Below are 23,762 nucleotides of genomic sequence, written 5' to 3'. Positions count from 1 at the left end.
TCAGAAGCCCCTTTTATTAAAGCAGCTATGGTTTAAGCTTCCAGTCTCGCTCCGTAATCAGGCGGGAACCGCGTTTGGAAAAAATATAACTCCACGTCCATTCCGCCATCACTGTGATGCGATTTTTAAAACCGATCAGATAAAAGACGTGAACAAAAAGCCACATCATCCATGCTGTAAACCCCGTAATCCGCAGAGATTTAAACTGCGTGATCGCCTTTCTTTTTCCAATGGTCGCCATCTGACCTTTATCGACGAACTCAAAATTTTTTCGCGGTTTTCCTTCGATAGCCTCTCGAATCACTTGAGCTGCATGGCGCCCACCCTGCATCGCCGCTGGCGCAAGGCCCGGCAAAAATTTTCCCGGAGACAGCTCAAACGAGGCCATATCGCCCACAACAAAAACATCTGGATAACCAGGAACCGAGAAGTCCTTATTCACCTTAATACGTCCTGCACGATCACTTTCCACATCTGGATCTAAATGTATTTTGGAAGCCTGAACACCTGCCGCCCAAAAAACAGACTTCGTTTCAATAAAATCTGCTCCGATTTGTACTCCGGAAGCCGTGATGTTTTCGACTTTTCCATTCAAGCGAACTTCTACACCCAGCTCTTCCAGATCTTTCATGGCATGACGGCCCAACTTTTCGTCGAAAGCGCCAAGGATTTTGGGTCCCGCCTCAACAAGCATCACCCGCGCGCTAGCTGGATTAATGCGCTTAAAGTCTTTTACCAAAACCGTACGGGCGATATCAGCAATAGCGCCAGCAAGCTCAACTCCTGTAGGCCCGGCTCCAACTACAACAAAATTTAAAAGAGCCTTCTGCTTTTCAGGATCCAGTTCATTTTCGGCCTCTTCAAAGGCCGAAAGAATGCGCCGGCGAATTTCCGTGGCCTGCTCGACCGTCTTAAGCCCCGGAGCGAAATCCTCCCACTGAGGGTTCCCAAAATAGCTGTGCTGAGCACCGCACGCGAGAATCAAATAATCAAAAGACAACTCAAAGTCTTTTTCAGCAATATATTTTTCTTTCAAATGAATGGCAGAGATTCGTCCTAAGTGAACCTCGACATTGTCGGCATCTGAAAACTGCGCACGAATAGGAACTGCAATATCGGCAGGATTTAAACCTGCCGTAGCCACTTGATATAATAAGGGCTGAAACAAATGATGATTGCGCTGATCGATAAGAATCACATGAACATCTTCGTTATTCGAAAGAGCTTTGCCGGCAGCTAAACCGGCAAAGCCTCCTCCGATAATGATTACTGTCTTTTTATTCTCAGCTTTCGGATGTCGTAAGCGTCGCATAACCTTCAGCTCCATGGTGACCTTCGGAGCCTGTCGTAATCACTTCGTCTTCTTCCACAACTTCAGATTCTTTTTTTGTGGTAGTTAATTTGCCGCCAATATTATTAGCCCAAATTCTGAAACGATCGACGTATGTGAATACGGCAGGAACTACAATCAAAGTTAAAATTGTTGATGATAGGATACCACCGATGATCGCCACCCCCATAGCAGTGCGGGATTTTGAAGCCGCGTTCATGCCGATTGCCACGGGTAAAGTACCGGCAATTAAGGCGAACGATGTCATCAAAATGGGGCGAAGACGGGTCTTACCGGCCATCACTAGAGCTTCAGTACGAGTTTTGCCTTCTGTCATCATCTGCTTCGTAAAGTCGACAAGCAAGATACCGTTTTTACCGGCAACGCCGATCAACATGAAGAAGCCGAATACTGCGAACAGCGACAAGATCTCGTGAGCCAAATACAAACCGAAGAATGCACCGGCCAACGCAAGTGGCAGAGCCACCATGATTGTGATCGGAGTGATGAATGATTCATACAAGCTGGCAAGGATCAAGTAGATGAACATAACTGCAAAACCCAAAGCCAACATCGTAGAACCTGCAAGCTCTTGCATGTTCTCAGCATCACCACCGAAGTTGTAGCGCACGTTGCTTGAAAACGCTGTATCACCTGTTGTCATCATTTTTACAGCATCGTTTACAACGTCACTCAAACCCGCACCAGGTGCAAGGCCCGCAGTGATTTGGATATAACGGCCGCGGTCCATACGCTCGATGGATGCAGGACCTGAAGTCAAATCTCCATTAGCCACGTCAGATAGACGCACCAGCTTGTGATTCACGTTGGGCACATACACTTCATTAAATGTTTTCTTCAAGTCGCGTTGATCTTCAACCAAGCGAACACGAACATCGTACTCACGACCTTTTTCACGGAATTTCGCCGGAGTAAAGCCTTCCACCTGCGCACGTAATTCCTGACCCATCGTTTTCGTATTGATACCGTAGGCTTTTGCAGCACCTGGTTTCACGTGAACCTGCAATTCAGGCTTACCGGGACGGAAGTTCGAATCGACGTCTTTAAGGCGTGGATCTTTCTTCAATGCTTCAAACATTTTCGTTCCCGCAGCCTCCAGCTCTTTCGGATCCGCAGAGATAATATTCAAAATGAATGGCTGTTGCCCCATGCCGCCTGTCGCATCGTATTTTTTCACAACTGGATTTGCATAGGCATAGTTCACCAATTGCTGACGAAGCTTATCGCGGAATTGCTCTGTGGTTCCACCACGCTCTTTGCCGTCCTTCAAGCGAACGTAGTATTCGGCCTTATTGGATTCACCGTAAGTGTTACCAATAGTCATCGTTGTATATTGAACTTCTTTATTCGTGTGAATGATCTTGTCAACTTCGACACCTGTCTGATTCAAACCATCCAAGCTCGTGCCTGGCTGCATTTCAAGAGTCACAGTGATCTCGCCGCTGTCATCATCGGCAATAAAGGCCCCTGGAACTTTTGTAACTGTATAAATACTAAGGAAGAATACAGCAAGCGTTGCCACGATCGTCATCAACGGATGACGAAGAGTCACGCGAAGGAACTTTTCGTAGACGTTTTCCAGCATTGTTTGAAAGCGGTCAAACCCACGAACTAAACGCCCCAAGGTCATGCTGTAAATGGTTTTCTTTTCATGACCATGATTTGCATGACCGCCACCATGACCTGAACCACCGAAATAAGCAGTCAACATCGGAATGATTGTCATCGCCACGAACCAAGAGATGATCATCGAGAATACAACCGTGAAACCGAATTGCTTCAAGAACTGACCGATGGTTCCTGACATTGTACCCACCGGCACGAACACCGCGATCACCACTAGAGAAATCGCCATAACGGCCATTTGGATTTCTGTCGTTCCTTTTTCAGCTGCGGTAATCGAATCCTCACCCAACTCCATACGACGATAGATATTTTCCACGACCACGATGGCATCGTCGATCAGAAGACCGACCGCCAAAGTCAAAGCAAGCATTGATACCAGATTGATCGAAAATCCTGCGATCTTCATCAACATAAAGGCACCGATCAAAGACACTGGAAGCGAGAACGCTGTAATCAAAGTCGTGCGAGCACTTCCCAAGAAGAAGAACACTGTAATAACTGTCAAAACGATACCGATGATGATCGTTTCATTCACGTCCTCGACGTTATCTTTAATTTTTTGAGAGGCATCGATCACAACTTTCAAAGTTGGCTTGCCTTCCATTTTTTCTAGTTCTGGAGATATTTTATTAAGCTGTTTCATCACGTCTTCGGCCACTTTCACAGTGTTTGAACCAGACTGACGATACACCTGCAAGAAGATGGATTTTTCACCGTTTACGAAACCACGGGATTTCTCATCTTCTAATGTGTCTTTCACAACACCAAGATCCGCCACACGAGTTGGCACTTCATTTCCGTAGAGGTTCACAAGAGTATCAGAGATCTCTTGCACATCTCGAAACTCACCAAGGCCACGGAATGTTAATTCTTTGCCACCTTGATTTACTTTACCGCTTGGGATGTTCTCTCCCATAGCGCCGACCTGGCTTGAAACTTGAGTCACAGAAATTTCACGATTGCGAAGCTTGTTGCGATCTAGAAGGACATGGACTTCTCTTTTACGACCGCCCAGAATTTCAATCGCACCCACGTTGTTCACCTGTTCAAGACGAGGCTTCACAATTTGGTCCGCGATATCGTAAAGCTGCGCATCCCCGATAGATGGACCCGTTAAAGAGATCATCAAGATTGGTGTATCAGACGGGTCGAACTTTTTAATAACCGGATCTTCTACTTCATCTGGAAGTTTTGGCTTTGCGATATTTACTTTATCGCGTACCTGTTGTTCCGCATATTTAGAGTCAACACTTGATACAAACTCTACGATAACTTGCGAGACACCTTCCATGTTTTTAGAAGTCATACGTTTGATACCAGAAATCGTACTGACTTCATCTTCGATAGGACGACTGACAAGAGTTTCGATTTCAGAGGGACCCGCACCTTTATAAGTTGTTTGAACTGTCACAACCGGTACGCTGACGTCAGGGAATAAGTCGACGCTCATCGCCTTAAAGCAAGCCCAACCCACAACCACAATGGCCAAGGTCACACACGTAATGAAAATCGGTCTGCTAATGGATATTTTAGGTAAGCTCATGACTACTTCCCTCCTTCAGGAGAGTTTTGGTAAAGTTTAACTTGCGTTTGCAAAGCCAAGATATTCGCAGCTGATTTGACACGAGTCAGAGCCGCTTGAGAGTAATCCTGTTCAAACAACAACACTTGGTAGGTAGTTGTTCTGCCCTGACGAAGACGTGTTCTTTCAACATCCAGTTTTGTTTTCTGCGCAGATTCAATGCGGGAAAGTAAACGAAGATTGTCACGAGCATCAGTCAGATTACGAGTTAAATTAATCCAGTCTTGCTCTTGGGCATACAAAGCGTATTGACGATTGTATTCCGCCGCACGCACAGATTTTAAAGCACCGGCTTTAGCATCAGATGTCGCTGAAAGATTCAATGGCATGTTGAAACGAAATCCAATGTAACCTGTGTCTGTATCCGTGTAGCCGGCATTTTTCATGGCTTCAACTTCGGCAGAGTCACGACCATTCAGGGCATAGCTACCATACACGTCGAATGTAGGACGATTGCGCTCTTCAACTAACTGAGAAGACGCTTTCGCTGTCGCAACTTGGGCTTCAGTGGCTCTGACATCGTAACGATCGCCAGGACGTTTTTCTGGAACGACAATATTTTCAAGAGTGGCGTAGTTCACCGGCTCAAGATCGCTGACGGGATCTTCCGCGTTGCGATTGATATACTTATTAAAACTGCGAAGAGCTTCACGCTGTTCATTGCGAGCCACCTGCAATTCTAGATTGCGCGATTCAACCAAGGCACGGGCCTGAACAACGTCAGCGTCCTCACCAAGGTTCATTTTCTTTTTCTTACTTACGTAATCCAAAATATTTTGGGCGGACTGTAAAGCAGTCTCTTGGATTCTGACGACGTCACTCCAGGCAGACAATTTCCAATAAGCAGCCTCTGCCTCTGCCAGGAAACCTGCTGACTGCGCTTTGTTGCTGAACTGATCTGCGATGTTTTGCTCACGAGTCAATTGCTCGTTGGCTTGAGCCGTACGACCAAATCCACCACCCCATAATGGCATCGTCAGTTCAATCTTTGGAGTCGCATCCCAATAATCAGGTGTTGTGATAAATAAAGTGTTAGCACCGACGAAACGAGTTCTATCCAAACTATAAGAAAGCTTAGACTGCAAACCGAAATCAAACTGCTGGCTGATACCTAGACTGTATGCTTCGGTATCAATTCGGTCCGCTGTTTTCGGCACAGTTGGTTTGCCATCGTGGCCAACATTGGCTTCAGCAAAAAATTGCGGCGTAAAAATCAAATCGGCTTCCCGAGATTTTAGCGCAGCTCCTTCGGACTGTTCACTTGTCCCTTTGTAGGACGAGCTATCGGATTTAACTTTATCTAGATATTCATTCAATGTGAGGGCAAAGGTATTTGCGCTCACCAGGCTGATTCCGAGCGCGAGAACCAGCTTTGAGGTGTTAAGAACGCTCTTAGATTTCATGGAGGATCTCCTGGCCTTGAACATTATTAAGTAATCACTTACATACTTATTATTACGGCATTTCAACAAAGTACTCAAGTGATTACTTATTGCTGGACTTGAAGTTTTATGATACATTTAATATAATTAAGTCCTATCGGATATTTAGGCGCCTTTAACGGAGGTCATTATGGATGAGACAGCTCAACAAAATTCGGGATCACATAAGAATGCGGCTCGTTCTAAGCCGAAAAAGCGAGATAGATCCGCATCTGAAGAGCGTTTGCTCAAAGCTGCCGAAGAAATCTTCTCGAAGCATGGCTTTAAAGGAACAACCACCCGCATGATCGCGCAAAAGGCGAAAGTTAATGAATCCCTGATTGGTCGCTACTTTGACGGTAAAATGGGTTTGCTTGTTTCATTGATTGAATCACACATGGAAGAGTTTCCTTTAAAGGAGCTTACTTATCCAGCCCAGCCAACCGTGCGCGAAGAACTCACGATGTTCATAGATATTCTTTTTGCCAAGCATTGCGATAAGGACGAAGAATTCTTTAAGATCGTCATGTCCCAAGCTTTGACGGACCCAAAATTCTTAAAACGCATTCGCGAATTGATCCCCAAAGAAAATCATCCAGGACTTGTTCAGCGCATGGAAGATCTGCAAGCGAAAGGAAGAATCAAGAAAGACATCGATATTCAGATGGTGCTAGGAACTTTAGATACCTACTTCCACGGCACGATGCTTTTTGATCGCATCTGCATGGGACTTTCCGATAAGGAAGTCGAAGAAAGCCTGCGCTTTGCAGTTGATATGTACTGTCGCGCGATCGAGTCTTAAAGATCTAACGGCGAAACCAGCGCAGGTGTTGACAGCGTCTCAGCAAAGTTCGCTGGCAGGTCTTGACCACCGCCCTCTCCGGGCATGCGACGCGTGTTCACTCCTGGCGGAATCACTTCATTTCCCATTAGCTCCTGGTCATTAGGATATTGTTTCGAATAAGCAAGCAAGTCCTTTTGATACGAGAAAATGATACTTCCCGACTGCAAAATATTAATGATGTAGTTTGTTGATTCCATAGGAACAGCAAAGCAACCCTCGCTCCACCCCAAACGACCATTTTGTGTGATGAAATCTTCGCCCGCATACTTTGCTCCATGCAAAACGATATTGCGTGCTCGAGCTGCATTATTTGAGCGATCAATTCCATCCAAATACAAAGACAGGCCGTTTTTTTGACTGGTGTAAATGCCCTTTGCGAAATAGAAACCGATAGAGCTTTTCCATGAGTCGAGCAGATTAGAAAAACTGCGCGTTTGAATCACACCGGATTTAATTCCGTGGGACACATAGAATCGCTCGACCACACCGTTTGTGAAATTCATCAAATACAACCGCTTCTGAGTTGACGGCAAAGAGTAATCCACAATCACGGCATAATTGGTATTAGGAATGCGCCCCTGATTGTAGTCGAACATTCTAAAGACAAGGTCCAACGGTTCGCGCGGAATCCCCTGATCCAACAAAGTTTCGAAAAGATATTGGCCTGTCGGAATTTTACGATCGTACATCGACGCTGCATCAGCAAAAAAACCCGACAACAAAATGAAAAGGGAGATCGAGAACCACTGGAGTGCTTTCATGGACTCAGAGTCCTCAAATATCCCTACGAGAGCAAATTAAGAGTTTGAAAACCCGCGATACGCAATCTACTCAATCTTTTTCTTAATCGCGCCCATGTAGGAATACTGCCATGGACGGAATGCAAGCAAAACACCCGTGTCAACGACGGGAACATTATGCTCACCTTCAAAGCGCGCTTCTTCTTGTAGATCTAGCATCAGACGATCAAACTTCGCTTTGTACTTTGCCAAAGTAGGCGGACTGACTTTCAACAAGGTGAAACGAATGTAGTCTTCAGGCTTAAACTCATAAGACAGATAGCTTGCCTTGGTTTGTTCGAAGAGCGCCTTCCCCACTGGGCCGTCACGACGGAATCGCAGAAAGCCTTGTTTTTTTAATTTCACTTTATCACGAGGATGAAGCTCAATCAGGTTCAAGCGATCTAACTGAAATAAAAACTTCTGTGATTCGATGCGGTTGATTTGATATTCCTTTTCGATTTTCTGCGGAGTCTTCCCATCCTGCAACATCATGAAGTAGTGAAGCAATCTGGCATTTTCACCCAAAGCTTTTTCCTGCTCGTCCGTCAGAAGCATGACTTGATTGGTGTCTTCAAGATTCGCAGTTTTAACCACTTCTGAAAAACTGATATCAGCGATACGGCAGATCTCTTCAAGGCGTTCAAGGCTTAAGCTTTTACTAGAAAGAATGCGCTTCACGCTGGATTCGCTCAATCCTAAATTCTTCGCTAAATCTTTATAGAGAATATTTTTCGCCTTTAAAGATCTTTTGAGTGCTACTAGAAATTGATCTATCTGGGACATCTCGGCCTCCGAAACCAGGGTATTACAATATAGTACTCTTAGCAAGGGTATTGAATTATAGGCCCTTCTTGCCGATTCTAAAAAGGTCTACACAGGAGGACGTATGAGCTTTCTCAAGAACATTTTTCTGCGACTGACCACCGAGCGAACCTTCTTTTACAGCTGGGAGCAACGAGCCTATGAACGACGCCAAGAGCAATTCCATCAGAGCGTCCAATTCGCTTGTCGATTGGGACGAGATTAACTACAGTTTTTAACTGCATGCAAACTGCTTCAGATTCGAGTCTCTTTAAAAGACCCCTTTGGTTTTACATTAAAAACAATCCCCGAGCTTTTAGCTTGGGGATGCTTTTTTTATTTCTGACAAACGCTTTAGACGGTGTGTATCCGCTGATTATGAAGCAAGCCATCGATCAAATCGAAGGTCATATCAATCTGTCAGATATCGGTAAGACCTGCACGATCTTCTTTATCGTCATGACAAGCCTGTCGGTCACACGCTATGGCTGGCGTCGCTATTTCGGCGAGTTTCACACCTACGCGGCCGAACACATTCGCCAAAAACTTTTTGGTCACGTCACCTCCCTAGGCCCTAACTTCTTTGGAAAAAATCAAGTGGGTGAATTGATGAGTCTTCTGACCAATGACGTTCAATCCTTCCGGCAAGCGATTGGCCCGGGCCTGTTGATTCTTGCCGACGGAATTATGATCATAATAGTAATTCTGCCAATTATGATTACTATGAATTGGTCGTGGACTTGGAAGACGTTAATTTTCCTTCCGCTAGTGCCTTTCCTTATTTGGAAAGTGATGAAGCTAATTCATCTTAACTATAAAACTCAACAAGATCGCTTTTCCGAGTTAACAGGTGTTGCTCAAGAAACTGTGGGCGGCATTCGGGTCATCAAAAGCTTCGCCCAAGAAGACAATCGAACGAAATTATTTAACGGAGTCAGTGCGGCGTTTGAAAAAGCCTGCAACAAAGTTGCACGTATCGATGCCTTATTCGTCCCTGTCATGGAGTTCGGTGTGACTTCAGGCTCGGTGATTCTTTTGTTTGTTGCGAAAGATGATCTTTATTCCGGAGCTGTGACCATCGGGACATTTGTCGCCTTTCATCGCTACATCCAAAAAATGGTATGGCCTATGACGGCTTTAGGAATGGGATTTTCATTCTTCCAAAAAGGTTACGCTTCTTTTGATCGCATGAAAGAGGTTTTAAAAACCGAAACAGACATTCCTGATCTTGGAAAAATGGAACTTCAAAAATTTGAAAGTCTTGAATTTAGAAATGTCTCGTTCAAACACAAAGACAGTTCCGTCTATGTTCTGAAAAACATATCTTTCAAGATGCTCGCGGGGCAAAGCCTGGGAATCATGGGCCCGGTCGGCGCGGGCAAGACAACTCTTCTTTATTTGCTGACGCGTTTATATCCGTTGGAAGAAGGTCAGATCCTGGTAAATGGAATCCCACTGGAAAACATCACACAGGAATCTTTGCGTCGCACTTTCTTGCTGGTTCCCCAGGAAGCTTTCCTATTTAGCGAAAGCATTTCTGAAAATTTAAGTTTTGGCTTAGCTGAACAAGCTGCCGAAAATGAGATCATGCGTATGACTGAAATCGTGGATCTTACGAATGAGATCAACGCCCTTCCAGAGAAATTCCAATCTCAATTGGGCGAGCGTGGCGTGAATCTATCCGGTGGTCAGAAGCAACGCCTGACCATAGCACGAGGCCTGATTATGCGAACTCCGGTTTTAATCTTAGATGACTCTTTAAGTGCTGTGGATACACGGACTGAAAAAGCCATTGAAACCGAGCTTTCAAAAGGTGCCGGAACATTTAGCCGCATTATCGTCGCTCACCGTCTGTCTTCGTTAAAGACTGTCGATCATTTGTTGATTTTAAAAGACGGTCAGGTTGAAGCCTGGGGCACGCATCAAGAAGTCTTGAAAACAAGCCCCACGTTCCAAAAGATTGTTCAGATCCAAGGACAGGAGAAGCACCATGAGTGATAATTTCATGAATGAAGACTTGGTTAAAACCACCGTCACTTATCCTGTTTTATTCAAGCGCTTGTGGCCTTATGCAAGAAAAGAAAAGTTTCTGCTTTTCTCTGCGATTTTTGCAGTGGCTGGTGGTGCCGCTGTCGCCCGTATTATACCAAGCTTGATTGGTTACGCGATCGATCACGGCGTGAAAGAACATAACTATCAAATTTTTACGCAAGTAGCTTTGGTCTATCTTGCCCTCGAGATTTGTCGCTCCAGCTTTTCATTTGCCAACGTCTTTTTATTCCAACTTTTCGGCAATCGCATGCTCTTCCATTTGCGCGAAGATTTGATGAGTCACGTACAAAGACTTCCTTTGCAGTTCTTTAATAAGACACCTACAGGACGAATTGTAACGCGCCTAACGAATGACGTGGCCTCTTTAGGTGAGCTTTTTACAGATGGTGTGATCTCAGTATTCACACAGTTTGTGATCATTTGCTCTGTCGTTGTGGCATTGGCATTGATTTCATGGAAGTTAACATTGGTTTCGTTAGTGCTAGCTCCATTCTTTATCTGGGGATCTTTTTACCTAAGCAATAAGATTCGCGACATCTTGCGCGAGCAGAAGCAAAAACTTTCCATTATCAATGCCTTTTTGGCCGAAAATTTAAACGGCATTCGCGTTGTTCAATTGTACAATCGCGTGCGTAGAAATCGCGACAAGTTCAAAGCTTTATCCGTAGACTATCGCGAAACGAATATGCGATCGATCAAATCCTATGCCCTTATGCAGCCGATTATGAATCTATTTAATGCCGTAACGATCACTTCGGCATTGTATTTCGGTGGTTTCTTAAGCGCACAAAACTCCATCGCAATTGGCTCGCTTGTGGCGTTCTTGATGAACATTCAAGATTTTATCCCCCCACTTCGCGAGATCTTAGAAAAATACCAACAGTTTCAAAACTCATTAACGAGTGCAGAACGTATTTTCACATTGATGGACGAATCCAAAGAATTCGAATTGGATTCTTTGCAAAGCCATCACGTTGTAAGTGGTGATATAGAGATTCGCAACCTGAGCTTCCGCTATGAGCCTCATTTGCCGTTGGTTTTGAAAAATGTGAATTTGCATTTTAAAGCAGGCGAATCTATCGCCTTGGTGGGGCGCACGGGAAGTGGAAAATCAACTTTCATTTCGCTACTTCAAAGATTCTATGATGCCCCTGAAAAAACGATTTTTGTCGACGGTGTCCCTATCGAACGCACTGCCCGCGAAGAAATTCGGCACCATGTGGGCGTTGTTCAACAGGATAACTTTATTTTCCGAGGCACTGTTCGTGACAATATCGGCTTGGGGGATCCAAAGATAAGTGACGAGCAGATCCGCATCGCCTGTGAAAAAACCGGATACCTTTCTTTGCTTGAACGCACTGGCAGAAATCTTTTAAGCCCTGTGGATGAACGTGGCGCCAACCTTTCCGTGGGCGAACGTCAATTGATCGCGTTTGCTAGAATTTTAGCTTTTAATCCCGATATTTTAATTTTGGATGAAGCGACTGCGAATATTGATTCTGAAAGTGAACATATTATCCAAACAGCCACCAAAGAAATCACGAAAGGTCGCACAAGCATCATCATCGCGCATCGTCTTTCGACAATTCAGCAATGCGATCGTATTGTGGTCTTGAATCAAGGCGAAGTCGCCGAGGTGGGGTCTCACGAAGAGCTTATGAAGGCTCAGGGCATGTATTATCAATATGCCTCGGCCGGATTAAACTCTCCGGTTCTTGATTCAGTGTCTCCAGATACTCAATCTTCATAAATGGTGTAGTAAGAGCTTTCAAAATCGGGATGCTCTTTCGCGACCTCGCCAAAAACTAAGCTCCATTTTGCAGATGTCGGATCCTCAGGATTTTCGTATTCGTGAATGTATTCCTCCGCAGGCCCTTCTGGGGTGTGACGCTGCTTCGGTTCTTGCCGAGTTGAGTCTTTAGCCGTTGATTGAAATTTCTGCTTCAATGCGTCTCTTGGCATTTCTTTCATAAACACCTCTGAAAGATATTTTCCCTCTATCATTTTGTGGAGACAACTCGCAGAAAAATAAAAACGCCGCTATTAAAGCGGCGTTTGAAATACCTTCTTTGTTCTAGTGTCGATTTACATTACGAGGCTGAGGCCGGAGTAAAATTCACCACGATAGAGGCATCCGCAGCCGGCACCGCCGTGCCATTGAAACGGATCACATTTTTATCTGGAATGTATTGCCATCCATTCGTCGCATCTTGTGGAATCACCTGGCCGTTGATCTTTACGACAATGGTTGAAAGATTCGGGACACTGCTAAGTTTAAAGTCGGTCAGAATCTGCATCACGCGAGCACTGATACCAGAAACTGCCACCGACAAATCCGCAGAACAGATTGATGCTTTAGTACCATTCGACGCATCTGCCAAACTCATGAACGCGTAACCCGGAGCTTTATAATCTGTCCCCGTTGTTGCGCACGCTCCACTATCAGTCAAAATACCTAGGAAGTTGAATGTCCAGGAACGAGTGCCGTCAGCCCATGGAGCTTTCACGCTATCTAAAAAATTAGTGTAGTAAGTCGCATCGTCAGCGGCAGGCGTGCGACTTTGGTCATCTTCATTTGATAAAGCAATCACAACAAGCAAAGCATCGGAACGAAGAAACCCTTTTCCGTCATTTGCAAGATATGTCGGAGAAAGAACCGTCTCCATAGAATAAAGACCACGTTCTAAGTTTGAGCCATTTTCACCCACCACAAGACGTGATGCCAATTGCGAGGAAAGATCTGCGGTGGAATTTGTCATGATTCTTGGTGAGCCAATAAACTGTCCACCATTCGCAACAGTGCCCCCCATACTAGTTGTAATGACAGCCATTTGATAATCCATCTTGAGCGAATTCAACTTCGACACAAGAGCTGGAATTTGGGCGCTGAGATTTTGCTGATGCTTCTGCATGGACTCAGAGTTATCCATGATCCACAAAATATCGACTTTATTATTGTATGAGATGTTTTGATCAAAGTTGTTACTAGTCGATGGCAAAGTAAATTTTACGCCTGGATTACATGCCATCAACAATGTCGATGACACGACCATAAGGCCCAGTCCGAAGACCTTTAGCATGAAATGTTCTCCCCGTGTCTACCGAGTTATGCAACCTTCGCTGTCGTGTAGTTTCTGATGCTCTCGCGAACGGACTGACTGAGCGTAGTAAACTTCACACCATACTTAACTGGGTCGGAAGCGGAGGGACCCTCTTTCACGAACTGTTTGCTTACGATCTGGCAAACAGCATTGAATGGAGGAACACCGTCTCCGGGTTGAAAATGCAAGAAGAGAGACTGACCTGGTTGAAGATTGGGATTATCAATTAAAACTCCCGCACCACCGGCGCTGATTTCCAGCGCTTGGCCGCGGAAGACTGTTTTATTATTGTGAACGATCAATGAAGCACCGTAAGACGCACGAGCGTGACGGCGACGGAAGAAGATTTCTGAAAGCTCCGCTTCAGAGGAATCTTTCATTGAACGAATTTTTGGAGCCGCAAAGTCTTCTACTTCCGCAACACGTTTCCACGCAGGCAATTTTGCATGCCATACGTAATCGTACTCGAACAATGTTTTCTCTTGCAGCATTTGGACAAGTTCAACTTGGCTGAACGGGCCGTAGTTATTACCCTCTTTAAGGATGAACCACTCTTTGTCTTTGAATGACTCCGGTGATTTTTTTGCTGGAGCTCCTACTGGTCTTACCGCTGGTTTTCCTGATAATTTTGCGGAAAATTCTGGATGTTCAAGAAGCATCACCCACTCACCAACAGCTTCATCATAAACGTAATCTGTCCACTGATTCTCACGAGCTTCAATCTTTTTAAGCACAGTCTCAAGACTGTACGGTCCGATGTGAGTCCCATTGTTGGATAGATAGTATTGTTTATTCATGTTCAAGTACTCCTTAGAGAGCCTATCGGCGCATTCAAGACCTGACTTAACTGTAGGAATTTAGACATTTTCCTGAACTTTTGTTTTAAATTTATCGTCGAACTTTTAGTCAAAAAGATGTGGTTAAGTCTCTTCATGGAAATCCGATAAAATTACAATGCAATGGTGGTTCCTTAAGGAATGACCGGTAAAAACCGATAACAGTTTATGGTGTTTGAACAACGAGATATGAAACTTCGAAAAAACATCCTCATCGTAGATAATAACTGCGAGCTTGAACAGCTCGTTAAAGAGCCGTTGTTAAAGCAGCTCAAAGATTCCGGCGTTTCTCCCGTTGTCATACGCGCCAAAGATGGCGCCGAAGCGGCCATCAAGTCTGAAAATCAAAAATTTGATATGGTCCTGATTGATACCGAAGTCCCCCGCCTGATGGATGGTGGATTCGTATATGGCTTGCATAGTTATAAAAATACACAAGATGCCGATCTTATCGTCGTCAGCCATCGAGAAGCGGCCGATCTTCCCGAAAATCTTCAAAACTGCAAATTCTTTAAAAAACCGGTAAGTCCTGCAGAGTTGATCAACGCCATGATCACAGTGTTGAACGCTCAACACCATGGTGTTGTTAAAGACATTCCGGCCACCGCGGCGGCAGCAGCAAAACACGCAGTTGACGTGCGCGTAATCAACGCCGTTATCAAAGCCACTACTAATGTGCTTGGACAGTTTGGCGTCACCAGCGTAAAAATGGAAAAGGCTGGACCTAAGTCCCCTCACGATCCTTTGATGGGTGAGGTTTCATCGGTCGTCGATATTAAGAGTGAATCTTTCCAGGGCTTCCTGTGCGTATCGTTCGATAAAGGCAGCTATTTAGAAGTTGTTTCGACAATGTTGATGGAAGAACAGACCGAGCTTAATGCTGACAACCAAGATGCCGTTGGTGAAATCAATAACATCATTTTTGGTAACGCCAAGGCCGAGATTACTAACTTTGGCGTGCAGATGACAGTGCCCAAGGTATTACTTGGTGCAAATCAGATTGTACCTTGCTCGCAAGGTTCTGCCGGAATGATGATTCCGTTCAGTACCGCTAAAGGAAAATTCTATATCACCGTATGCGCCCTGCCCGTGGCAGCGAAAGCCGCATAAAAAAGGGAGCTCGTTAGCTCCCTTTTTTATTCAGCACCGATGGCCTGCTTCCATTCTGGTGTCGCATCAATCAATTTTCTTTTTTCCATATCAAAAAGACCGAACGTAAAGACTGCTTCGCTTGCAACCGTGCCGTCTTCTTTGACCATCCTCTGAAGCATCTGACCCACTTTGCCTTTGTAATTTAAAAGCTCCAGCGTGATTGTTATTGTTTCTCGCAAACGAATCTCTTTCATGAACTTCAAATTCACATCAAGAATCACCGGGCCTTTTTTCAATTTATGAATTTCATAAAAACCATAACCGCGTGGAGTGATAGACTCCCAACGAGCTTCTTCATAAAGAGTCAGATACATTGCATTGTTCACATGACCATAAGAATCGATATGAGATTCTTTGATCGTCACTTTGTATTCAAACGGAGCTGTCGCCATAATATCCTTCTATTCTTACGAAGCTGGAGTATAAACCAGCTACTTCAATGCTTCACGAATGTACGCCGATGCTTGATCCAGAGCCCACACCACCACAGCAATCACCACGATAATGCAACCCACTTCGCGCCACATACCCTGCCCCTGATATTGCACAAGCATCGTACCGATACCACCACCACCGACAAGACCAATCACTGTTGCCATGCGCACATTGATGTCCCAGCGATAAACGGTAAATGAAATATACGGCAGAAGCACTTGAGGAACAATCGCATACCAAATGGTCTGAAGTTTATTAGCTCCCGTCGATTCAATCGCCTCAATAGGTCCTTCATCGACGCCTTCCACCATTTCAGAATATTGCTTTGCTAAGGAGGCCACAGAATGAATCATCAATGCCAGCATTCCCGCAAAAGGACCGATTCCCACCCACACCGAAAAAATTATGGCCCAAATCAATGCTTCAATCGATCGAGTGACATTCAAAATTGTTCGAAGAGTTAAATAGATCGAATAAGCCGTCGGCCCCTTCATAATGTTTTTTGCACAGAAAAAACTGAGTAAGAACGCCGCTGGAATTGCCAGTGTTGTTGCAAGGAAGGCCATGAAAATAGTTTCGATGATGTTTAAAATCGCTCGTGGTAAAACATCCCAATTGGGATGAAATAATCCATTGAATAAACGAACGGCCCCCGCAAAACCATTTTGATCCAGCAACTCCACAAATGAAAACTGAGTCTTCACGACAGCTACAATCAATGCCAGCACAAGGCTTATCACTAACTGCCATCCCCAAAAACCTTTATACCAAGAGGGAATTTTTTCGACTGAGACAGTCTTGAAAAGAACATCCCCTAAGGTCACGATCTTCATTTGGCGGAAAAGAAGACTGACACCTATGCCAACAGCCAAGAATGCGATGACAGCCCCAAGATCTCGAACAAGGTTTAGCAATTGATCTTCAGTTGTTACAAAGCACGCAACCGCTAAAATCGAAAGAACAAAGGCGATCAAGACGCTATCAAAGACCGTCCGTCGAAACATCTTGCGCTCCCTCTCCATAAATTTTCTGGAACCATTCTTGAGTGATTTCTTCTGGTCGCCCTGTGAAGACGATTTGACCTTCTTTAAGAGCAATCACCCGGGTTGCATATTTTCTAACTAAAGAAAGGAAATGCAGATTGGCGATAACAGTGATTCCTAATTCTTGATTTACTTTCTTTAGATAATCCATCACCACATGACAAGTTGCTGGATCTAAGGATGCCACCGGTTCATCAGCTAATAGCACTGAAGGCTTTTGCATTAATGCGCGAGCAATAGCCACACGTTGCTTCTGTCCACCTGACATTTGATCGGCGCGAAGCAAAGCTTTATCTGCAATCCCCACAAGTTTTAAATTTTGCAAAGCCTCTTGCTTTTCTTCCTCTGAAAAAATCCCTAAGATACTCTGGAAGTTGCTCTTTTGCCCCAATCGTCCCATCAAAACATTTTTCAAAACGTTTTGACGTGGAATCAAATTGAAGTGCTGAAAGATCATTCCCATTTTTCTGCGCAAAGCTCGAATTTCAGAGCTTTTTTGAATCTTTCCGATGTCTTGCCCTTGGAAAAAGATTTCACCTGCTGTGGGTTCTTGCAGGCGATTTAGACAGCGCATCAATGTCGACTTGCCTGATCCGCTCAAACCGATAACCACAAGAAACTCTCCTTGCTCCACATCAAAGCTAACACCTTTAAGGGCTTGAACTCCGTTGCCATAGGTCTTTTTCAAATTGCGGATCGAGAGAAATTTTTCTGTCACTATTTTTTCTCCGGCACCATGGTTTTAAGCATTTCGCGTACCGTATCGTAATCTGCATCCGAAGAACGCTTTAGGTTTGTCGCACCCAACATCAAATCCATGGACTTTCTTCCCTCGGGAGTCGCCACGAACTGCAAAAGGGCATCACAGATTTTTTCTTTCATCTCTTCCGGCATGTCCTTGCGGAACACAATCGGATCATTTGGAATTGGCTCTGACAATTCAATGATCCTTACTTTTTGTTCCACATCAGGATACTGCAATTTCACCAAACGACGAGCATCTTCGATCTGACCATCTTGTGGTGGACTGTAATAGGTGGCACCTGCATCCACCTGTCTTTGATAGATCATTGTCACTACAGCATCGTGATTCATCGCAAATACTGTCGCCTTCGGCTCGATCTTTTTATCGCGCAATGTCTTTAACGGAAGCAAGTAACCCGACATAGAAGCCGGATCAACAAATGCCACTTTTTTTCCCTGCAAATCCTTTAGAGTTTTGATCTTGCTATCAGCGCGTGCCAAGAATTGAGATTGATAAGTCGCCAATCCATAACGAATCACAGTCAAGCGTGCCTCGACGTCATAGGCCTTATGGGCCATGTAATATCCGTATGTATTGATTGCTGCCACATCCGCACGCTGAGTGCCAAAGGATTCCACCACCGCAACAAAAGACTGAGGAATTGTAATCTGAAACTTATACGGAGTATGCAACTCAAGATAAGCCTTCAGTACTTTGGAATTGTCAGACAAAACTTTCGCATCTACTGAAGGAACCAAGTGAAACTTGATCGGATTTTGCTCAGTACCAAGCACTTCTTTTTTGAAATGACAGCCCGCTTGCGAAAGCGCGATGCCAATTACACAAAGAGCAAAAAGTTGTCTAACCATGAAGCCTCCGAAGCACATGAAAATCATTATAGAAAATCGCCTCTCGAGAGCAAGAAAAGTCTTTGCTTTAACCAGACCCTCAAAGATAGAATGACCACGTATGTTAGCGGCACTTCTTGTCAATATTCAAAACACGATCGCGTCGGGCAAAAAGTGCCTGATCGTTTTCGATTTAGATTCAACGTTGTTCGATGTAAGTCCTCGTCTAGAGCGAATACTTCTCGATTTTGCTGCGGAACCGGAATTTCAAAAACGCTTTCCTGAACAAGTCGCACTTTTCAGGAATATCAAAACACTTCACACGGATTGGGGCATCACAGGTGCTCTTCAACGGATTGGTCTTGATAACGCACATTTGGAATTCAAGGAAGCTGTCATGGATTACTGGCATGAGCGCTTTTTCTCGAACCATTACTTGCAATATGATCAACCCACCCCTGGTGCCGTTGAGTTCGTTCACGAGGTCGAAAAACTTGGCGCCCATATCGCCTACGTCACGGGTCGGGATGTGCAACGTATGGGCGTTGGTTCGAAAGAAGTTCTATTGAAATGGGGTCTTCCTATTCATGAAAATGCAGAGCTTGTCTTAAAACCGAACAAAGCTCTGGACGACGCGGAATTTAAGACGGACTGGTTCATTGCTGCTCGCAAAAGGGATTACGAGCGCGTGTATTTCTTCGACAACGAACCCGTGATTCTTCATTTGATGGAAAAGAAATGCCCTGAAGTTGAATGCTACTTCTTAGATAGCACTCACTCGGGCAAGGCAGCTCCGCCGGAAAACTTGCCTCGTCTTTTGAACTTCCTTTACAACACCGAGGAGTCTTAATGTTGTACCTTGTGGCGACTCCTATCGGAGATAACAACGAAATTTCTTTGCGCGCCCTCGATATTTTACGCGAGGCTGAAGTGGTTATCTGTGAAAGTACGAAAGAGGCTTCAAAACTTCTTCGCTCGCATGGAATCACGGGAAAGAAATTCGAAATCTTGGATGAACATTCGACCCCAGATGATAAAGCGGCGCTGGTTCCCATTTGCGCAGAAAAAAAGGTCGCGCTGGTTACTGACTGCGGAACGCCAGGCTTCTGTGATCCAGGTGCAGACCTTGTTCGCTTATGTCGCCAAAAAAATGTTTCTGTGAAATCAATCCTGGGCCCATCGGCTTTGATGGGTTTGCTTTCACTAAGTGGTCAACGTTTGGACGAATTTGTTTTCCGTGGCTTCCTGCCAGCGGAAACAGAAGCTCGCGGTCGCGCATTAAAAGAACTTACTAAAGAGCGTCGTGCGATCATTATCATGGACACCCCCTATCGTATGAAGAAAACTTTGAACGATATGAAAGAGCACTTCGCTAACCGCCGCTTCCTTTTAACGATAAATCTTTCCCAAGAAGATGAAACTGTTCTTGAAGGCAACATAGATCATTTGATTAGCAAACTGCCATTCGAAAAAGCAGAATTCATGCTGCTCATTTATCCGAGCTAAAACATGCAACGCACACCATCGCAAAAAGGTACGGCGTACCTTCAGTTGCCGGTTGATGATTTTCTTCCTGACATTGAAAGGAAAATGTCTGAGGGAACTAATCTTGTTATTACGGCAGCTCCGGGGGCGGGTAAGACCACGCGTTTGCCGCCAGCTTTGTTAAATGTTGTTTCGAAAAAGATCATTGTCCTGGAACCACGTCGTATGGCTGCTATTGCAGCGGCACATCGTATCGCTGAAGAGTGTGGCTGGACTGTGGGTGAAGAGGTTGGTTATCAGGTTCGCTTTGCTAATAAGACATCTGCAAAGACACGTTTGATTTTTATGACCGAAGCCTTGCTGGCAAGGCAAATGCTGGACGACCCAGAATTGGCGGATGTGGATCTTGTCATTCTGGATGAGTTCCATGAAAGATCCATGCATGTCGATTTGGCATTGGGGCTTTTACGCGAATTGCAAGAGCTAGGTCGCGATATCAAACTTCTTGTGATGTCGGCGACACTAGAAGCCGAAAAGATTTCTGCTTATTTGGGCAATTGCCCCATCATCAACGTTCCGGGAAAATTGTTTGAACTAGAAGTTGTCTATCAAAAGAACTCGCAGCATTTGCAGACCTTTCCGCAGTTCTATGACAACTTATTTCAAACAATCAAAGAGGCCCAAGCGAAAGCCCATAATAAAGATATCCTGGTTTTCCTTCCCGGCGTCGGTGAAATTGATCGCACGCGCGAGACGATTTCAGCTTGGGCTGATTCAAAAAATATCGATCTTGTAGTTCTTCATGGCTCTTTGGGATTGGATGATCAAAGAAAGGCTCTGCAAAAAGGATCACGACAAAGAATTATTCTTTCTACAAATATCGCAGAGTCTTCTGTGACATTGGATGGAGTGAACACGGTCATTGATTCAGGCTTAGCGAAAAACATGAAGCAAGATTATCGCACGGGATTTTCCAGACTGGAACTGACTCGCATCAGTCTTTCCAGCGCGATTCAAAGAGCAGGTCGCGCCGCTCGTCAGTTTCCCGGTGTTGCTTACCGCCTGTGGAATAAAATGGACGAACTTTCATTCACCAAAAGCGAGATTGCAGAAATCCAACGCGTGGATCTGACGGAAAGTTTATTATTTCTTGCAGCCCAGGGTGTTTCTGACTTCCAAAACTTTTCATGGTTCGAAAAACCAAATCCTATTGCCATCAATAAAGCTCTTCAATATCTGCAACTGGCCGGCGCTTTAGAAAAGAATAATAAAATCACAGAAGACGGAAAAAGAATTCTGCACTTCCCGCTTCCAGTGCGTTTGGCAAAGTTGATGTTAGTGTCTTTAGAGCGTGGCTCCGCAGAACTAGGATCTGACCTTACTGCGATCCTGCAGGAGCGTGATTTTCTGCGCAGGGATTCCATCAGTTCTTTTTTGGGAGACAAAACAGAATGCGATGTAACTGTCAGATTAGATATTCTTCATCAATATCGCAGGTCTGCTAAAGCCCCCCGCGAAGCAAGCTTCTATGGCTTGCAAACTACAGAACAGGCGGCAAAGCAGATTCTATCGCTCGCACGCAAGATGAAGGCTGTTTCCAACAATAAAGCTGAAGAAGAAAAATCAGAGCTTCGCACACTCTTGCTGAAAGCATTTCCAGATCGTCTCTGCCGTCGCCGTGGATCTTCAGAACGCGCCTTGATGGTTGGCGGTCGTGGTGTGAAGCTGCAACCGGAATCGCTAGTAAAATCCTCGGAATTTTTTGTGGCTCTTAACGGTGTTGAGGGCAATAGTGACGCCGAAACCTTAGTGAGCCTTGCCTGTGGTTTTTCGAAGGAATTTATTCTTTCTCACTTCAAAGAGGACATTCAAAGAATTCGCGACGTCACTTTCCTTGAAGAAAAAGGTCAGTTCTTCATTCGTGAATATAAATCTCTTTTCGGCCTCCCCCTGGAAGAGCCAAGCTTGCTTCCGGCATCGCAACAGGATGTCGCCGAGAAATTGCCACAGGTCCTTGTTGAGAAATGGGACTTGGTTTTAAAAAATAATGAAAACCTAGCTCATTGGTGGACTCGCGTTGAGTTCTATCGCCGTCATGAGGGCCTGGATTTCGAAGCTCAAGTTGAACAACTTAAACTTGAAGCCTTTAATCAAGCCTGCATGGGCGAAAACAAAATGCAGAGTGTTTTTGAAAAAGATCTGGTCTTCTTTTTTGAAAACGTCTTTCCTCAAAACTTTGTTCAAACTCTTAGAAAAGAACTTCCGGATCGTATCGAAGTTCCAAGTGGAAGCCGTATTAAGATCTTCTATCCAGAAGATAAACCTCCATATCTGGAAGTGCGTATTCAAGAGGTCTTCGGTCTACAAGAAACGCCAAAAGTTTTATTCGGTAAAATTCCAGTGACATTCCACCTGCTCGGACCGAATTTCCGTCCCGTGCAAGTGACTTCAAACTTAGAAAGCTTTTGGAAGAATGGTTATCCGGAGGTTCGTAAAGAGCTGCGAATCAAATATCCGAAACATCAATGGCCAGAAAACCCCGAAGATGGAGTTCCTGAGGCGAAAGGTCGTCGCAGACAATAAGGCCTATTTTCTTCACAAGCGTCTTCTTCTCGTCGCTCTATGTGAGCAAGTAAAGCGGCGAAGCGAAAAGAAATGTCGTACAAAGTATCCACGTCCATAACAAACTTTTCGCCTGCCAGCGTGACAGAGATCCACTCGTCGCTCACTTCTTCAAGAGCGATTTCCTCAGCATCAAGAAACTTTGTGTTTTTCACGGCAGTCTCCCCTTAAAAAATTATCCACGCAAAGAATAATAGCTGATCACCAGCCCTGGTTCGAATGTGAATGGCACGGCTTCGATGTTTGGCTCGTCGGTCAAACGACCCGTTTCTAAACCGCCCTTTTCTTCTTTTGTCATAAACGTTGGAAGAGGCAGACGCGGATTCTGTTTCGCCTGAAGATAAACCTGGTTTTGATATGCGTCTTCCTTAAGGCTTACGATATCGCCGACTCTGATCACTTGAGATGAAATCGTCACGCGTTTTCCGTTTAACAAAACCTTTCCGTGAGAAACCAATTGTTTCGCCGCCGGAATGCTTGGAGCAAAGCCAAGACGGAACACCACATTGTCCAAACGCTTTTCAAGCAAGTTCACCAAAGACTCAACCCAGTTCGAGTTAGAGGATTTTTGTGCCTTGCCGATGATGCGACGGAATTGCTCTTCGCGAATGCCATAGTGGAAACGAAGTTTTTGTTTTTCTTCGAGTTGCAAACCAAATTCAGAATATTTGCGACGTTGCTGACCATGTTGACCCGGAGGATACGGCTTTCTTTCCATGGCTCCGGCTTTACCCATGCCAGGAAGCTCCATCAGCAAACGTCTTTGTTTTTTGAATCGAGGTGTTTTACCTTTTCTATTCATTGCATGTCCTTTTTCGAAATCGTCCACAGTGATAAGCCCCGAAATTTCCCGTGAACAGCAAATCCGTGAAAATTCTTTGTGGTGAAAGGTCAGTGAAAGTTGTTTGATAGACCACTGAGAATGCAAATGAAGCGATAAAGGACTCCGTACTTTTCCGCCCAAATCACTTTTGTAGCGCGTTGCCTATCATTTTGCTTTCAACTCGGCCAACGCTTTGCTAGAACCCGGTTTCAC

Annotated in this window: 20 protein-coding genes; 7 read left to right on the top strand and 13 right to left on the bottom strand. The window is 44.8% G+C overall.

Annotated features, from left to right (window positions below; genetic code table 11):
• Nucleotides 1-25: 25 nt before the first annotated feature.
• The 3 genes from VF412_RS02180 to VF412_RS02170 are packed head-to-tail and all read right to left on the bottom strand — an operon-like array spanning nt 26 to nt 5,962.
• Entirely contained in the window at nt 26-1,312 is a 1,287-nt protein-coding gene (locus VF412_RS02180) for an NAD(P)/FAD-dependent oxidoreductase (RefSeq protein WP_331337559.1), read from the bottom strand.
• Complete coding sequence (locus VF412_RS02175) at nt 1,284-4,520, bottom strand: efflux RND transporter permease subunit (RefSeq protein ID WP_331337558.1); 3,237 nt, start codon at nt 4,518-4,520, stop codon at nt 1,284-1,286. The genes VF412_RS02180 and VF412_RS02175 overlap by 29 nt, the downstream gene beginning before the upstream one ends.
• A 2-nt stretch (nt 4,521-4,522) precedes the next feature.
• Entirely contained in the window at nt 4,523-5,962 is a 1,440-nt protein-coding gene (locus VF412_RS02170; RefSeq protein WP_331337557.1) for a TolC family protein, read from the bottom strand.
• A gap of 169 nt (nt 5,963-6,131) precedes the next feature.
• On the opposite strand from VF412_RS02170, the gene VF412_RS02165 reads away from it, so the two are divergent.
• Complete coding sequence (locus tag VF412_RS02165; protein ID WP_331337556.1) at nt 6,132-6,782, top strand: TetR/AcrR family transcriptional regulator; 651 nt, start codon at nt 6,132-6,134, stop codon at nt 6,780-6,782.
• Here VF412_RS02165 and VF412_RS02160 read toward each other — a convergent pair.
• Complete coding sequence (locus tag VF412_RS02160) at nt 6,779-7,585, bottom strand: murein L,D-transpeptidase catalytic domain family protein (RefSeq protein ID WP_331337555.1); 807 nt, start codon at nt 7,583-7,585, stop codon at nt 6,779-6,781. The genes VF412_RS02165 and VF412_RS02160 overlap by 4 nt on opposite strands.
• 66 nt (nt 7,586-7,651) lie before the next feature.
• Nucleotides 7,652-8,389 (bottom strand): helix-turn-helix transcriptional regulator, encoded by a 738-nt coding sequence (locus VF412_RS02155; RefSeq protein ID WP_331337554.1) that lies wholly within the window; start codon nt 8,387-8,389, stop codon nt 7,652-7,654.
• Between the two features lie 345 nt (nt 8,390-8,734).
• On the opposite strand from VF412_RS02155, the gene VF412_RS02150 reads away from it, so the two are divergent.
• Both VF412_RS02150 and VF412_RS02145 read left to right on the top strand, forming a co-directional pair.
• On the top strand, nt 8,735-10,405 hold the full coding sequence (locus VF412_RS02150) for an ABC transporter ATP-binding protein (RefSeq protein ID WP_331337553.1): 1,671 nt from the start codon (nt 8,735-8,737) through the stop codon (nt 10,403-10,405).
• A complete protein-coding gene (locus VF412_RS02145) occupies nt 10,398-12,209 on the top strand; it encodes an ABC transporter ATP-binding protein (protein ID WP_331337552.1) in 1,812 nt (603 codons plus the stop codon). The genes VF412_RS02150 and VF412_RS02145 overlap by 8 nt, the downstream gene beginning before the upstream one ends.
• Here the strand turns inward: VF412_RS02145 and VF412_RS02140 are convergent.
• From VF412_RS02140 to VF412_RS02130, 3 genes are all read right to left on the bottom strand, one after another.
• Entirely contained in the window at nt 12,197-12,430 is a 234-nt protein-coding gene (locus VF412_RS02140; RefSeq protein WP_331337551.1) for a hypothetical protein, read from the bottom strand. The two genes, VF412_RS02145 and VF412_RS02140, sit on opposite strands and share 13 nt — an antisense overlap.
• Nucleotides 12,431-12,549: 119 nt before the next feature.
• The gene (locus VF412_RS02135; protein ID WP_331337550.1) at nt 12,550-13,539 is read right to left on the bottom strand and encodes a hypothetical protein; all 990 of its coding nucleotides are present in this window, start codon (nt 13,537-13,539) and stop codon (nt 12,550-12,552) included.
• 26 nt (nt 13,540-13,565) lie between these two features.
• The gene (locus VF412_RS02130; RefSeq protein ID WP_331337549.1) at nt 13,566-14,357 is read right to left on the bottom strand and encodes a GYF domain-containing protein; all 792 of its coding nucleotides are present in this window, start codon (nt 14,355-14,357) and stop codon (nt 13,566-13,568) included.
• Between the two features lie 228 nt (nt 14,358-14,585).
• On the opposite strand from VF412_RS02130, the gene VF412_RS02125 reads away from it, so the two are divergent.
• Nucleotides 14,586-15,506: a chemotaxis protein CheX gene (locus VF412_RS02125; RefSeq protein WP_331337548.1), complete on the top strand. Its 921-nt coding sequence runs from the start codon at nt 14,586-14,588 to the stop codon at nt 15,504-15,506.
• Between the two features lie 26 nt (nt 15,507-15,532).
• On the opposite strand, the gene VF412_RS02120 is transcribed toward VF412_RS02125, so the two are convergent.
• From VF412_RS02120 to VF412_RS02105, 4 genes are read right to left on the bottom strand one after another with little or no spacing between them, the layout of a single operon-like run.
• Nucleotides 15,533-15,940: an acyl-CoA thioesterase gene (locus tag VF412_RS02120; RefSeq protein ID WP_331337547.1), complete on the bottom strand. Its 408-nt coding sequence runs from the start codon at nt 15,938-15,940 to the stop codon at nt 15,533-15,535.
• 39 nt (nt 15,941-15,979) lie between these two features.
• Nucleotides 15,980-16,987, bottom strand: coding sequence for a phosphonate ABC transporter, permease protein PhnE (gene phnE, locus VF412_RS02115; RefSeq protein ID WP_331337546.1), 1,008 nt, complete (start codon nt 16,985-16,987; stop codon nt 15,980-15,982).
• Entirely contained in the window at nt 16,965-17,747 is a 783-nt protein-coding gene (phnC, locus tag VF412_RS02110) for a phosphonate ABC transporter ATP-binding protein (RefSeq protein ID WP_414640827.1), read from the bottom strand. The genes phnE and phnC overlap by 23 nt, the downstream gene beginning before the upstream one ends.
• On the bottom strand, nt 17,744-18,640 hold the full coding sequence (locus VF412_RS02105; RefSeq protein WP_331337544.1) for a phosphate/phosphite/phosphonate ABC transporter substrate-binding protein: 897 nt from the start codon (nt 18,638-18,640) through the stop codon (nt 17,744-17,746). The genes phnC and VF412_RS02105 overlap by 4 nt, the downstream gene beginning before the upstream one ends.
• 100 nt (nt 18,641-18,740) lie before the next feature.
• Between VF412_RS02105 and VF412_RS02100 the strand changes: the two genes are divergently transcribed.
• From VF412_RS02100 to hrpB, 3 genes are read left to right on the top strand one after another with little or no spacing between them, the layout of a single operon-like run.
• A complete protein-coding gene (locus VF412_RS02100) occupies nt 18,741-19,469 on the top strand; it encodes an HAD family hydrolase (RefSeq protein ID WP_331337543.1) in 729 nt (242 codons plus the stop codon).
• A complete protein-coding gene (locus VF412_RS02095) occupies nt 19,469-20,125 on the top strand; it encodes an SAM-dependent methyltransferase (RefSeq protein ID WP_331337542.1) in 657 nt (218 codons plus the stop codon). Before VF412_RS02100 ends, VF412_RS02095 begins: the two co-directional genes overlap by 1 nt.
• Before the next feature lie 3 nt (nt 20,126-20,128).
• A complete protein-coding gene (hrpB, locus tag VF412_RS02090; RefSeq protein ID WP_331337541.1) occupies nt 20,129-22,687 on the top strand; it encodes an ATP-dependent helicase HrpB in 2,559 nt (852 codons plus the stop codon).
• A gap of 214 nt (nt 22,688-22,901) precedes the next feature.
• Here the strand turns inward: hrpB and rpsD are convergent, their stop codons facing one another.
• A complete protein-coding gene (gene rpsD, locus VF412_RS02085; protein ID WP_331337540.1) occupies nt 22,902-23,528 on the bottom strand; it encodes a 30S ribosomal protein S4 in 627 nt (208 codons plus the stop codon).
• Nucleotides 23,529-23,762: the final 234 nt, after the last annotated feature.

Origin of the sequence: Bdellovibrio sp. (genome assembly GCF_036384735.1) — a bacterium.
Taxonomy (GTDB): domain Bacteria; phylum Bdellovibrionota; class Bdellovibrionia; order Bdellovibrionales; family Bdellovibrionaceae; genus Bdellovibrio.
This window is presented reverse-complemented; position numbering and strand designations above follow the sequence as displayed.

Excerpts from the sequence above, each read along its gene's own strand:
- VF412_RS02180 (WP_331337559.1), bottom strand. The coding sequence starts at position 1,312 with ATGCGACGCTTACGACATCCGAAAGCTGAGAATAAAAAGACAGTAATC.
- VF412_RS02140 (WP_331337551.1), bottom strand. The coding sequence starts at position 12,430 with ATGAAAGAAATGCCAAGAGACGCATTGAAGCAGAAATTTCAATCAACG.
- VF412_RS02105 (WP_331337544.1), bottom strand. The coding sequence starts at position 18,640 with ATGGTTAGACAACTTTTTGCTCTTTGTGTAATTGGCATCGCGCTTTCG.
- VF412_RS02100 (WP_331337543.1), top strand. The coding sequence starts at position 18,741 with ATGTTAGCGGCACTTCTTGTCAATATTCAAAACACGATCGCGTCGGGC.
- hrpB (WP_331337541.1), top strand. The coding sequence starts at position 20,129 with ATGCAACGCACACCATCGCAAAAAGGTACGGCGTACCTTCAGTTGCCG.
- VF412_RS02135 (WP_331337550.1), bottom strand. The coding sequence starts at position 13,539 with ATGCTAAAGGTCTTCGGACTGGGCCTTATGGTCGTGTCATCGACATTG.
- VF412_RS02130 (WP_331337549.1), bottom strand. The coding sequence starts at position 14,357 with ATGAATAAACAATACTATCTATCCAACAATGGGACTCACATCGGACCG.
- rpsD (WP_331337540.1), bottom strand. The coding sequence starts at position 23,528 with ATGAATAGAAAAGGTAAAACACCTCGATTCAAAAAACAAAGACGTTTG.
- VF412_RS02125 (WP_331337548.1), top strand. The coding sequence starts at position 14,586 with ATGAAACTTCGAAAAAACATCCTCATCGTAGATAATAACTGCGAGCTT.
- VF412_RS02165 (WP_331337556.1), top strand. The coding sequence starts at position 6,132 with ATGGATGAGACAGCTCAACAAAATTCGGGATCACATAAGAATGCGGCT.
- VF412_RS02175 (WP_331337558.1), bottom strand. The coding sequence starts at position 4,520 with ATGAGCTTACCTAAAATATCCATTAGCAGACCGATTTTCATTACGTGT.
- phnE (WP_331337546.1), bottom strand. The coding sequence starts at position 16,987 with ATGTTTCGACGGACGGTCTTTGATAGCGTCTTGATCGCCTTTGTTCTT.
- VF412_RS02160 (WP_331337555.1), bottom strand. The coding sequence starts at position 7,585 with ATGAAAGCACTCCAGTGGTTCTCGATCTCCCTTTTCATTTTGTTGTCG.
- VF412_RS02150 (WP_331337553.1), top strand. The coding sequence starts at position 8,735 with ATGCTTTTTTTATTTCTGACAAACGCTTTAGACGGTGTGTATCCGCTG.
- VF412_RS02155 (WP_331337554.1), bottom strand. The coding sequence starts at position 8,389 with ATGTCCCAGATAGATCAATTTCTAGTAGCACTCAAAAGATCTTTAAAG.
- VF412_RS02170 (WP_331337557.1), bottom strand. The coding sequence starts at position 5,962 with ATGAAATCTAAGAGCGTTCTTAACACCTCAAAGCTGGTTCTCGCGCTC.
- VF412_RS02145 (WP_331337552.1), top strand. The coding sequence starts at position 10,398 with ATGAGTGATAATTTCATGAATGAAGACTTGGTTAAAACCACCGTCACT.
- VF412_RS02095 (WP_331337542.1), top strand. The coding sequence starts at position 19,469 with ATGTTGTACCTTGTGGCGACTCCTATCGGAGATAACAACGAAATTTCT.
- VF412_RS02120 (WP_331337547.1), bottom strand. The coding sequence starts at position 15,940 with ATGGCGACAGCTCCGTTTGAATACAAAGTGACGATCAAAGAATCTCAT.